This window comes from Aureimonas sp. OT7, assembly GCF_014844055.1.
GTDB classification, from domain to species: domain Bacteria; phylum Pseudomonadota; class Alphaproteobacteria; order Rhizobiales; family Rhizobiaceae; genus Aureimonas; species Aureimonas altamirensis_A.
Map to the genome: position 1 here is coordinate 2,783,202 of NZ_CP062167.1, position 12,033 is coordinate 2,795,234.

Consider the following 12,033-nt stretch of genomic DNA (forward strand, 5'->3'; position numbering starts at 1 on the left):
CTCCCCGATCCAGCGACGCGTACGCCATCCATACCGCAATCGGGGCTCGCCTACCAACTGGTAAGAAACGGATCGTCAGAAACCGATAGTTTCCTCGAACCGGTCCCAGGAGCTGTACATCTCATACCGTCCGATCCCCGGGATCGGAACGTGCCCGTAGAAGGGGGAAAGCTGGAATTCGGCAAGCAACTCGCTTCTGCCGGCGACGGCACCGACATAGACCGCCGACGCAAGCCCGGTCCGGTTGGCACCATGCTCGCAATGGATCAGCAAGGGCTTTTCCGCGTCCCGCATGATGGCAGCCAGTTGCTGCAATGTTTCGACGGGCACTTCATGCGCCGAGCTGATCGGGAAATCGACCATCTCGACACCGTTGCGCGCGGCCGCCGAACCGGCCTCCGCGTACCAGCTTTCGCGTGCCTCGTCGCGCAGGTTGATGATGGTGCGCACACCGTGAACGCGCACCATCTCGTCGATGTCCTCCCCGTCGGGCTGGGCCGAACGATACAGTTGCCCCGGGAGGACCTCGTGGAAATTGCCGGTCATCTGGCCGAGCGCCATATGAATACCCGTCATGGCAGGTATGGCCAGCACCGCAAGACCTGCGATGGTGAACCGTCTAGGCTTGGCCATGGGACATCCCTGATACTCGAACTCATCGAACGCGCCGTCCACGCACCCTGTGCCGTCAATCCGGCGATTATCGGGCCGGACCGGCCTGATCCTGCGTCTTGCGCTCCGACGTCCGCTCGATCCAGGCGGTGAACCGGTCCACCCAGGCGGTCAGGAACGTACGCGTGGAGGCGTCCACCACCGCACCGTCGGCGCCGAACAGCTCCTGCTTGTAGGTGAAGTACACTTCAGGCTGCCCCATCAGGACCGTGTCGACGACCGTCAGAAGGCCTTTCAGCGAGTTCTGCGCCGCTGCCGTACCTGTGGCCCCGGGCGTGGTGCCGATGACGGCGGAGGGCTTGGCACTCCAGGAATTCTTGCCATAGGGCCGCGAAGCCCAGTCGATCACGTTCTTGATGGCGGGCGTGTAGGCACGGTTGTACTCGGGCGTGACGAACAGCACCGCGTCGGCAGCCTCGATCTCGGCTTTCACGCGGGCGACCGAAGCGGGCACCCCATCGGCCAAAAGGTCGTCGTTGTAGAGGGGCAGGTCGCCGATCTCGACAAAGCGGAACTCGAGCTTACCGGACGCAAGCAGGGCGATGCTTTCGGCAAATTTGCGATTGATGGATTCCTTGCGCAGGGATCCGTTGAAAACTGCAACGCGCTTCATGGCCGCTCCATTGGAAATGTCACCTGCGGAGGTGTTGAGGCGAGAGGCCCGGCCCGTCAATCGAAGCCTTGGCGACACAGCGTCTTTCCACAATGAACAGTCAGGACAATCCGCGCACGATATGCAGCAGCGCGAGTTGCCCGGGATCGTCCAGCATGGCGCTCTTATCAGCGAACATGCGCGCCCGCCCCAGCCTGCAGGGCCGCCCCTTGAACGCGTCGAGGGTGCCCTCCACCGCCTCAACCGCCCGGCGACGCATCCCGCCGCCATCCACCCCCGCCAGGGCCAGGGCGATGGCGTCGAGACCATCGAGAACGGTCTTGTCGCCCAGTTGCCCCTTGCCGCGCGCCATCATCGCATCGCGCGCCGCCGCGACGAGCTCTGGCACGTCAGCGGCGGCGATATCGGTGCGCCCCTTCGTCGCCTTCCCCGCCGCCATGAACCCGGTGGCGACCAGCGTGCCGTAGGACGAGGAGGACACACGCTGGAATGCCTTGGCGCATTCCAGGAATGCCTGGCCGATATCGTCCGGCAGATCCGCGGCTGCCGCAGCCGCGAAGCCTTTCGAGACGGTGATGCCAAGGTCTCCGTCTCCCAGGGCCCCATCGGCCGCATTCAACTCCGGCGCGGCGGTCTCCGCGGCGGCGGCAACCCGGACGAGCGCGTCGTGCAGCGCGGCGGTGTCGATTCGATCGGTCATCGCTGCACTCTCCTTCAACCGACACGCCAATAGGCGCATTCGGCCGGCGCATGCAGGAGAGCCTCCAGCTCGGTGTCGAGCGCCAGCGTCGTGATGGTGGCGCCCGTCATTTCCATCGATGTCGCGTAGCGGCCCACCAGCGGCATGACGATCTCGATACCCTCGCCGTCGAGGCGCTGCTTCACGCGGCGATACATGATGTACAGCTCTTCCAGCGGGGTCGCGCCAAGAGAGTTGACGAGAACCGAGACCCTGTCGCCGCGCCCGAGCGACTGGTCGGCAAGCAGCCGGTCCACCATCTCGTCCACGATGGCATCCGCCGGCTTCAAGGCGTCTCGCCAGATGCCGGGCTCGCCATGAATGCCCATGCCCATCTCCATCTCGTCCGGCCCCAGCTCGAAGGTCGGCTTGCCGGCCTGGGGCACGATGCAGGGCGTCAAAGCCATGCCGATGGAGCGGCAGGCGTCCGCCGCCTTCCGGGCGACGCGCGTCACCTCGCCAAGGTCTGCCATGGCTTCTGCCGCAGCGCCCGCAATCTTGAACGCATAGACCATGCCGGCGACGCCCCGGCGCTTGTCTGCCTCTTCCTTCGGGGCGGACACGATGTCGTCGGCAAGCAGCACCGTCGTCGTGGCGATGTCGTGCTCCATCTCCACCATCTCGCCCGCCATGTCGAAATTCATGACGTCGCCGCCGTAATTGCCGTACAGGCGAAGCACGCCCGCCCCGCCATCCGCCAGGCGGATGGCGCTGGCCATCTGTTCGGCCGATGGGCTGGCGAAGACGTCGCCGATCGCGCATGCCGTCAGGAACCCGCGGCCGACATAGCCGGTAAACACCGGCAAATGGCCGGAGCCCCCGCCGGTGACGATGCCGACGCGCCCTTCCGACGCGCCGTCGGCCCGAAGGATCACGCGGGGTTCGGGTTGGGCATAATACTGCGGATGCGCCGCGACGAAGCCATCGAGCATCTCGTCGACATAGGCCCCCGGCGCGTTCAGGATCTTCTTCAAGGATGGCCTCCCCTTTTTCTCAGCCGGCCCGCGCCAGCCTTTCATGATGCTTGCGATAGGACTCGATCAGGATCGGCAGGCTCGTGCCGACGATGATGAGGATGCCGATCACCACCTTCTGCCAGTAGGACGGCACGCCGGCGCTGAGCAGCGACGTATTGATCATGGTGATGACGAGCGCACCGATCAGCGTGCCCGTGACGGTGCCGTGGCCGCCTTGTATGCGCGCGCCGCCCAACACCACCGCCGCGATCACGTCGAGCTCCGAGCCGACGAGGTCGAACGGGTTGGCCATCCGCGACAGGGTCATGTGCGTCATCCCGGCAAGGCCCGCGATGCCGCCGGCAATGACGTAGATCAGCAGTTTGACGCGGGCGACGTCGATTCCGATGCGCCGCGCGCCTTCCTCCGAGCCACCGATCGCGTAGATCTTTCTGCCGAACAAAGTGACGTTCATCAGGATGGCGACGAACAGTGCGACGACGACGAGGACCACGAAGGACAGCGGCAGCGAAACGAGCTGCCCGACGGCGTTCTCCAGCCGCAGGATCACCGTGCGCGCGAAACCGATCACCTCGCGCGGGACGTTGGTGATGTAGGTCGTGCCGACGAAGGTCAGCAGCGCGCCCCGGATCAGGCTGAGCGTGCCCAACGTCACGATCAGCGTCGGCAGGCCGAGACCGCCGATCAGGATGCCGTTGACGAGGCCCAGCGCGGCGCCGATCAGGGCGCTGACGACGAAATAGCCGATGATGGGAATGTCGAGGTCGACGCCCATGATCAGGACGGTCGTCGTGTACATTGCGAAGGCGCCGATGGCGGTGAAGGATACGTCGATGCCGCCGGATGCCAGGATCATCATGACGCCCAGAGCGAAGATGCCCGTGACGATCGAATTGCGCAGAAGGTCGACGATGGTGGCCGCCGACAGGAAACCGGGATTGATCGCGCCGACGCAAAGCGCGAACAGCAATGCGAAAACCAGCACGATGCCCTGCGGCGAAGCGAGAAGCCGGACTGCACGCCGCATCAGCGCCCTCCTTCCTGTGTGACGGCCGCGTATATGGCCTCGTCATCGACGGACTCGGGGTCGTAGGGGCCGGTCATGCGGCCCTTCACCATCACCATGATGCGGTCGGAGATCGCCGTGGCCTCCCCTATGTCGTCGGTCACCACCATCAGCGCCGTACCGTCGCGGCGGAGCGCAAGAAGCAGTTCGTGGATTTCGCGCTTGGAGCCGATGTCGACGCCGACCGTCGGCCCGTTGAGGATCATCAGCCGGGGCGCGCGCTCCATCCAGCGCGCCAGCACGACACGCTGCTGGTTGCCGCCCGACAGGGTCGCGACCGCCGGCTCGATCCCCGGCGTCTTGATGCGCAGCCGCTTGACGGCGCCGCGTGCGCGTTCGGCCAGCGACCGTCGGTTGAGAAGGCCGCCGGAATGCGAAACGTCCAGGCTGGAAACGAGGATGTTGTCGGCAATGGTCTGGTCCAGGAAAAGCCCTTCGGTCAGCCTGTCCTCGGGCACATAGGCGATACCGGCTTCCACCGCCGAAACGGCGCTCGAAAGCTGCGCCGGCCGGCCGCCGATCTCGATCGTTCCCGCGTCGGGCTGCATCATGCCGAACAGCGTCAGCGCCAGTTCGGTCCGGCCGGAGCCGAGAAGGCCGACGATGGAGACGATCTCGCCGGGGTGGAGGTCGAGGCTGATATCCTCGTATTCGCCGCGACGCGACAGGCTCCGCGTGCTCAGGAATGGAGCGGCGGGTATCACGGGCGGGCGGTCCAGCCGCTGGCTGTCCACGCTGCGGCCCGTCATCTCCCGCCCCAGCCGTTCGGCGTCGAAGTCCGAGGCGGGTCCTTCGGCGACGACGCGTCCGTCACGCAGCACGGTGACCGTGTCGGAAAAGGCGAAGACTTCTTCCGTCTTGTGGCTGACGAACAGAAACGAGACGCCATCCGCCTTCAGCGTGCCGACGATCTCGGCCAGCCGCCGCACCTCGCTCCGGGTCAGCGCCGTCGTCGGCTCGTCCATGACGATGATGCGCGCATCGTTGGCCAGGGCCCGGGCAATGGCCACGAGTTGCTTGGAGGCGACCGGCAGGAGCTCCACCAGCATCGAAGGGTCCAGCTTGACGCCCATGCGCTCCAGCACCGCTTCGCCAAGCCTTTTCTGCGCCCGGCCCCGGTGCAGGCGCGCACCGGACGACACCGCCTGAAGCATCGCGATGTTTTCAGCCACGCCGAGATTGGGGAACAGCGAGAAATCCTGGTAGATGACGGCCAGCCCGGCATCGATGGCGGCACGCGCATCGCCGGCCATCGGGCGCCCTCCGATCGCGACCCGGCCCGCATCCGCTGCCACGACGCCGGACAGGATCTTGATCAGCGTGGACTTGCCGGAGCCGTTCTCGCCCGCAAGGCAGCGCACTTCGCCTGGCTCGAGCGCCAGGCTGACATCTTCCAGGACGCGCACCGGCCCATAGGATTTTCGAATGCCGGACATGGACATCGTTTCGGCCAAGCGCGTGTCTCCGTTCCGGTTGAGATGGCGGGGCGGCCGGGCGGCCGCCCCACTTGCGGTGCGTATCAGAAGTCGTACTGGTCCATGTTCTCGGCGGTCACGTCCACCCAGGCCTGGCCATAGATCACCTTGCCGTCCAGCTTGACCTTTTCGTAGCCCTCGACGCCAAGGTCGGCGCCGTCCGCGATGGTTTCCCCGTTCAGCACCTTCGCCGCCACTACGTTCATGGCGTAGCCGGCCTTGGCCGGATCCCAGAAGGAGATCATGGCGATCTCGCCGGATTCCAGATAGGGGCCCGAGACGGAAGGCAGGCTGGTGCCGACGATCTTGACCTTGCCGGACAGGCCGGCCTCTTCCACGGCGATGGCCGCCCCGACGACGTCTTCGCCGGCAGAGCCCTGGATGCCCTTCAGGTTCGGATGGGTACGAAGCAGCTCGCGGGTTTTCTGGTAGGCCGTCTGCTGCTGCTCTTCGGATTCCAGCTTGTCCACGACAAGCGTCATGTTGGGGTATTTCTCTTTCTGGTAGGCGATGGCGGCATCCACCCACTGATTATGCGTATTGGAGGTCAGGTAGCCGACGAAGACGGCATACTCGCCCTCGCCGCCCATCTCCGTCGCCAACCGCTCCATCAGATGCTCGCCATAGGCGGCGTTGTCGAATGCCTCGATATCGTAGGTGATGTTCTGGAGGTCGGCGCCCTCGTGGCCGACGACGACGATATCGTTGTCCAGCGCCCGTTTCAGCACCGGCTCAAGCGCCTGCGGGGAATTGGGAACAACAGTGATTGCGTCCACGCCCCGCGCGATCAGGTCTTCGATAAGCTGGATCTGCAACGCCGCATCGGCGGTCGCCGCGCCGACCTGCGTCGCATCGTTGCCGGTATCGGCGGCAAACTCCTTGACGCCCTCCTCCATGCGGTTGAACCAGGCGATGCCCGAAAGCTTCACCACGGTCACGATGGTATGTTTGGCGTCCTGCGCCCCGGCAACGCCGGCCGCCCCCGCCAGAAGCGCCGTGCCCAGAAGCGCGCCGGCGACGATTGTCCTGAACCTGCCCTGCATATGCCTTCTCCCTCTGCTTCAGGCGCGCCTTGCGCCGGTTATGGTTTAGCCTGCCCGCATCAGCTCCCTGGTGCGGGCATAAAGTTGCCGATAGGTGCCGGACCCCGCGTCGTAGAGCGACGAGAGGGACGCATCCGGCTGGATCTCACGGGCCACCGGGTTCCAGGTATCGATGTCGCCGGCATCCGCATCGCCGACGCCCACCGCCGCCAGGAAGGCATTGCCGTAGCTTGCCCCGAAAGAATTGTGCCGCACCGCCTGGGCGCGTCCGGTGATGTCGGACACCGCCTGCAGCCAGACCGGGTTGTGTGTTCCGCCGCCCACCGCCGTCACGCTTTCAGGATTTGCCCCGGCGTCATCGTAGGTTTCGAGAATGTGCCGGACCCCATAGGCGATCCCCTCGATCAGGGCGCGATAGACGTCTCCCCGCCCGTGGGTGAGGTCGAGCCCGAAGATCATGCCCTTGGCATGCGGATCGTGCAGCGGGGTCCGCTCGCCCGAAAAATAGGGAAGTACGACCAGCCCGCGCGCGCCGGGCGGCGACGCCGCGGCCTCCCGCACCAGCACGCCCATGGCCTCGTGCGGGTCCAGTTCGCGGGCGAAGTTGTCGATGAACCAGCGCGTCAGCGTGCCGCTCGTCGCCAGCCCCGACATGGAGGCATGCTGGCCGGCGAACAGCCAGGGCGCGTACCAGAGGCGCGGATCCTGCACCGGCTCGGCCGTCACCTCTATGCCGAAGATGGTGGAGCCATACATCAGCATCATCTGCCCCGGACGCCGGACACCCACGCTAACCGCCTCCGCCGCAGCGTCGATCGTACCCGCGATGACGGGTGTTCCTTCGGCAAGGCCGGTGCGGCGGGCCGCTTCCGCCGTCACGCCGCCGACGATTTCGGTGGTCCAGGCCAGCCGCGCCAGCCTGTCACGGCCGCAGATCAGCGCGTCGTAGCCATCCACCCAATCCATCCGCGCGATATCGTAAAGGGGGCTGAAACCGGCGGCGGAATAATGGTCGATCACCGTTTCTCCGGTCAGCCGCCGCACCAGGAAGGATGTGGAGTTGAGGAAGTAAGCCGCCCGCTCGAAGACATCCGGCCGGTTGCGGCGAAGCCACAGGATCTTCGGGCCCACCGACTGCGAGGTCAGCGCGTTGCCGCCGGTGGCAAGCAGCGTATCGGCCCCGATCAGCGCCGTCAGTTCCTCGATCTCGGCGGCGGCCCGCGTGTCGACGCCATAGAGCACCGCGTTCATCAGCGGTCTGCCGTCCGCGTCCACCGGCAGCATGCAGGGGCCGATGCCACTCGCGCCGACGGCCCGTACGTCGCCGGGCTGAAGGCCACCCGTCTGGATCATCTCGGCGCAGATATCGGCGAACTCGCCCCACCAGTCGCGCTCGGCGTCATGCTCGGCATGGCCCGGCTGAGGCACCTGCATGCGGTGGGCACGGCGCGCCTCGGTCAAGACCGCGCCCTCGGCCGTCACGATGACGCCCTTGGTCTCGTAGGTGCCGACGTCTATCCCGAGATAATGGCCGCTCACGTGTAGAGGTCCCGGTTCAGCTCGAAACCGCGCCCCATGCGCCGGATGCCGCCGCAGACGAGCCGCGTCAGCCCTTCCAGGTCACGCAGATCGCACAGTTCCAGCGCGGTGTGCGTGTAGCGGCTGGGGAAACACAGGTCGACAACGGCAACGCCCTCGCCCACAAGCTGGACATAGGACGAGTCCGTCAGTGCACCCACATGCGCGGTGCGCTGCAAGGGCAGCCCGTCTTCCGACGCCGTCGTCTCGAAAAGCCGCGTCAGGGCCGGATGCGGAATGGTTCCGTTCAGCGTTCCGCGTCCATGGAACGAGTAGAGCGCCATGGCCGGCCCCGCCCCCATGGCGACCTCGCCGCGATGGGCCATGTCGGGCGTGTCGGACGTCAGCGCCAGATCGAGCTGCACGGCGATATCCGGCTGCAGCGATTGCGCCGCCACCATCGCGCCGCGCAGGTTGAACTCCTCCAGGACGGCGAAGACGTAATGCACGGTCGGCAGGCCCGGCGCGCCCTGCAGCTCCAGCGCCGCCTGCAGGACGACGGCGCAGCCGGCCCTGTCGTCTACGGAGGTGCCGGCCACGCGATCCTCGTTCAGGTGGATCACCCTCGGTTGATATACGACCGGCGTTCCGATCTCGATGCCCAGCGCACGCGTCGCCTCGGCGCTGTCCGTTCCGACATCGATGAACAGGTCCTGGTAGGGCGTCACCTTGTATTTTTCATCCGCCGGCGTGGCGTGATGGCTTTTGTTGGCGACCACGCCGTGCACGTCGCGGCCTTCGCCGACACAAAAGAGCACGGCCTGCGCGGGCAGCGCCTTTTCGGGGATGCCGCCCAGCCGCTCCACGCGCACCAGCCCATTCGGCTCGATCTTGCGGGTGATGAAGCCGAGCTGGTCGGTATGGGCGAACAGCATCACGGACGGCGCTTCGGGGTCGCCCTCCACCGTGGCGATGAGGTTGCCGAGCCTGTCCGTGCGGCTGGCGATGCCGGCGGCATCCAGCCGCCCCTTGATGGCCCGGCGGACACGGTCTTCATGGCCGGACAACCCCGGCAGCATCATCAGCTCGCTCAAGGTCTGGCGCAGCTTGTCTTTCATGGTCGTGGTTTCCCGAAGCGCAAACGCGGCAACAGCCCGCGCTCCAGCAACGCCCTCGCCGACATGACGACGACGAGCAGCCCGCCGAAGAAGAGGTCGCGTGCGAAGGCCGTGAAGGCGAGGAAGTTGAGGCCGCTGGAGATGAGTTGGAGGGTGACGACCGCCAGCACGACGCCCAGCGTGGAGCCGAAGCCGCCGAACGGGCTGACGCCGGCAAGGATGTTGATGAGAATGACGAGCAGCAGGTACGAGCCGCCATAGTCGGCATTGGCCGAATTGGTACGCGCCAGGATCACCAGCCCGGCCAGCGCCGCCACAAAACCGGCGATGGAATAGATGCGAATGATCAGGCGCGGCTCGCGCATGCCGGCAAAGCGGGCGGCCAGCGGATTGGCACCGTAAAGCCGAAGCCGTACCCCCGTCGCGGTGAAGCGCATGAGCGCGCCGAGCGCCATCGCGACCAGCGCGAACACGATCAGGGGAACCGGCACCAGGCCCGCAAGCGAAGCGTTGAAGGTCTCGCCATACCAGCCGGGAAGACCGGTTATGGCCGGTCCGCGCGTAATGACGATGCCGAGGCCCCCATAGAGCTGGAGCGTGCCGAGCGTCGCCAGGATGGGCGGCAGCCTCAGATAGGCGATCAGCACACCGTTGAAGGCGCCGCACGCAAGCCCCGTCAGCAGTGCCGCCGGAATGGCCAGAACGGCCAGTTCGGGCCCGGCGCGCATCATGACCGCGGCAACGATGGAGGCCAGGTTTGCCGTCGCGACGACCGAAAGGTCGATGCCGCCGGAAACCATGGTCGGCAGCACGGCAAGCGCCAGCAGTCCGAATTCGGGGAATTGCGAACCCATGGACACGAGGTTGGCGCGGCTGAGGAAATGCGGTGAGGCAAGCGCCAGCGCGACGAAGATGGCCACCGCCAGAACGGCGAGGCTGGCGACATAGGGTCTTGTCGTATCCTGCCGTCTCGCCGATCCCGCCATGCCGGCCGCCCTCCCTTTTCGATTATTCGCCGCGCGCCGCCTTCGCCAGCCGCATGAATTCGGCGGCGCGCGCAGCGTCGACGGGTTTCCAGGTATCGCCATCCACCTTGAGCGAGGAGCCGACCACGCATCCATCGGCGACGCGCAGGACATCGGCCACCGTGTTGTGCCGAACGCCCGTATTGGCCAGCACCGGCGTATGCGGCAACGCGGCCTTGACGGACTGGAGGTCCCCCATCTCCGCCGCCTCGCCCGTGATGGCGCCTGAGACCAGGATTGCGTCCGGGATCGACGAGAAGACCGCCGAGCGCGCCCGGTCCGCCAGCTCCCGGCGGTCGAGCGACCAGGCGAATTCGGCCGAGACATTGGCAAGCATCGCCACGTCGGGCCGCCTCAGTCGATGCAGGTAGCGCATCGCCTCTCCGGCATTCGGCGTCCAGGGCCCCATGTCGGACGCATAGGTCCCCGTCAGGATTTCCCGCAGGAACGACGCGCCCGTGGCCGCGGCCAGGGCCACGGTGGACATCGGATCCCAGAGGACGTTGACGCCGAAGGGCTTGGCGATGTCGCCGCGCAGCTGGCCGATGACGTAAGCCATGGTTGCCGTGGAGGCCGTGTCGACGCTCAGTTCGTAGGGACGGTCGTTCTCGTTGCCGAACATCACCGCATCCACGTCGGCGTCCTGCAATGCCTTGAGGTCCTTGCGCGCCGCGTCGACGATGGCATCGATGCCACCCTCGGCGTCGTAAAGGGGCGTGCCGGGCAGCGGCAGCAGATGGACCATGGCGATCACCGGCTTCCTATCACCGAATACAGACCGGAAATTCTTCATGTCAGCACGCGTCTTTCCTTGATAGGACAATGATAATTCAGCATATTTCTATGTCCTGGATGCGCTCCCGGTAGGGTGCGATCGCCTTTGCCGCGCCCGTGTCGGCGATCAGCCGGGAAATGCTTTCCAGCGGACACACCGGCACCACGGCACGGCGGTTGAGCTTGGTATGGTCGGCAAGAAGGATGGTTCGCCGGGCCCGCGAGATGGCCGCCAGCTTGACGTCCGCCTCGTCGCGGGTGGAATTGGAGACGCCGTCGAGGTCGATGGCATCGGCGGCCATGAAGAAAAGGTCGAATGTTGAGCCGGTGATCGTCTCGATGGCCGGCGCGCCGACGATGGAGAAATAGCCGTTGCGCACCTGGCCCGCCGGCATGTGCACCTGGGTCGCGCCCACTGCCGCTGCTTCGGCGACCTTGAGATCGAGCGCGACGATGCTGATGGCGCGCCCGGCCAGTTCCTGCGCCAGCGCCAGCATGGTCGTGCCGGAATCCAGCAATATGCTCTCCTGGGCACCCACATGGGCGGCGGCAGCACGGCCGATCCGCTTCTTGGCACCCTGCTGGACGCGCAGCTTTTCCAGAAACAGCGGCTCGATGGCCTCGCCCTTGCGCGGCGCCACCACGCCGCCATGGGTGCGCGCCGCAAGCCCGGCCTGCTCCAACAGAGCCAGATCCCGGCGGATCGTGGGTTCCGAAGCGTCGAAGTGACGGGCGAGTTGCGCAACCGTAAGGCTGCCTCGCTCTGCAATCAGATCGGCCATGCGCCGCTGACGCTGCTGCGGAAAACGCTGCTGCATGCCCCCTCCGTCCAGGAGGATGATGATTAGTGATCGTTTCGACGGTGTCAATCACAGATTGCAGATTCAGAAAATGCCGGGCATCGCCGCCGGCGGAGGGACCCGGAAGGCATGATCTTGCGACGGTAGGCAAAGCTTACCATTTAGCTTGCATCTGGCCGCGGGGCGCAATACGGCGTTTGCATTATCCCCCCG

12 protein-coding genes are annotated in these 12,033 nt (G+C 66.0%); all 12 read right to left on the reverse strand.

The window, feature by feature from the left end; translation table 11 throughout:
* Nucleotides 1-75 precede the first annotated feature (75 nt).
* The 12 genes from IGS74_RS13305 to IGS74_RS13360 all read right to left on the reverse strand — a co-directional run bounded on the left by IGS74_RS13305 (nt 76) and on the right by IGS74_RS13360 (nt 11,838).
* Complete coding sequence (locus tag IGS74_RS13305; protein WP_192386739.1) at nt 76-633, reverse strand: dual specificity protein phosphatase family protein; 558 nt, start codon at nt 631-633, stop codon at nt 76-78.
* Between the two features lie 67 nt (nt 634-700).
* Nucleotides 701-1,285: an NAD(P)H-dependent oxidoreductase gene (locus IGS74_RS13310; protein WP_192386741.1), complete on the reverse strand. Its 585-nt coding sequence runs from the start codon at nt 1,283-1,285 to the stop codon at nt 701-703.
* Nucleotides 1,286-1,385: 100 nt separating this feature from the next.
* Nucleotides 1,386-1,985 (reverse strand): DAK2 domain-containing protein, encoded by a 600-nt coding sequence (locus tag IGS74_RS13315; RefSeq protein WP_192386743.1) that lies wholly within the window; start codon nt 1,983-1,985, stop codon nt 1,386-1,388.
* A 14-nt stretch (nt 1,986-1,999) separates the two neighbouring features.
* Nucleotides 2,000-2,998, reverse strand: coding sequence for a dihydroxyacetone kinase subunit DhaK (locus IGS74_RS13320; RefSeq protein WP_192386745.1), 999 nt, complete (start codon nt 2,996-2,998; stop codon nt 2,000-2,002).
* Between the two features lie 19 nt (nt 2,999-3,017).
* Nucleotides 3,018-4,028, reverse strand: a complete 1,011-nt coding sequence (locus IGS74_RS13325; protein ID WP_192386747.1) for an ABC transporter permease — start codon at nt 4,026-4,028, stop codon at nt 3,018-3,020.
* A complete protein-coding gene (locus IGS74_RS13330) occupies nt 4,028-5,521 on the reverse strand; it encodes a sugar ABC transporter ATP-binding protein (RefSeq protein ID WP_206688167.1) in 1,494 nt (497 codons plus the stop codon). Before IGS74_RS13330 ends, IGS74_RS13325 begins: the two co-directional genes overlap by 1 nt.
* 65 nt (nt 5,522-5,586) lie before the next feature.
* The gene (locus IGS74_RS13335) at nt 5,587-6,585 is read right to left on the reverse strand and encodes an autoinducer 2 ABC transporter substrate-binding protein (protein WP_192386749.1); all 999 of its coding nucleotides are present in this window, start codon (nt 6,583-6,585) and stop codon (nt 5,587-5,589) included.
* A gap of 45 nt (nt 6,586-6,630) precedes the next feature.
* Entirely contained in the window at nt 6,631-8,124 is a 1,494-nt protein-coding gene (locus IGS74_RS13340) for an FGGY-family carbohydrate kinase (protein WP_192386751.1), read from the reverse strand.
* Entirely contained in the window at nt 8,121-9,221 is a 1,101-nt protein-coding gene (locus IGS74_RS13345; RefSeq protein WP_192386753.1) for a M20/M25/M40 family metallo-hydrolase, read from the reverse strand. Before IGS74_RS13345 ends, IGS74_RS13340 begins: the two co-directional genes overlap by 4 nt.
* Entirely contained in the window at nt 9,218-10,207 is a 990-nt protein-coding gene (locus IGS74_RS13350) for an ABC transporter permease (protein ID WP_039193608.1), read from the reverse strand. The genes IGS74_RS13345 and IGS74_RS13350 overlap by 4 nt, the downstream gene beginning before the upstream one ends.
* A 22-nt stretch (nt 10,208-10,229) precedes the next feature.
* The gene (locus IGS74_RS13355) at nt 10,230-11,039 is read right to left on the reverse strand and encodes a BtpA/SgcQ family protein (RefSeq protein WP_039193604.1); all 810 of its coding nucleotides are present in this window, start codon (nt 11,037-11,039) and stop codon (nt 10,230-10,232) included.
* A 37-nt stretch (nt 11,040-11,076) separates the two neighbouring features.
* Entirely contained in the window at nt 11,077-11,838 is a 762-nt protein-coding gene (locus tag IGS74_RS13360) for a DeoR/GlpR family DNA-binding transcription regulator (protein ID WP_192386755.1), read from the reverse strand.
* Between the last annotated feature and the right edge of the window lie 195 nt (nt 11,839-12,033).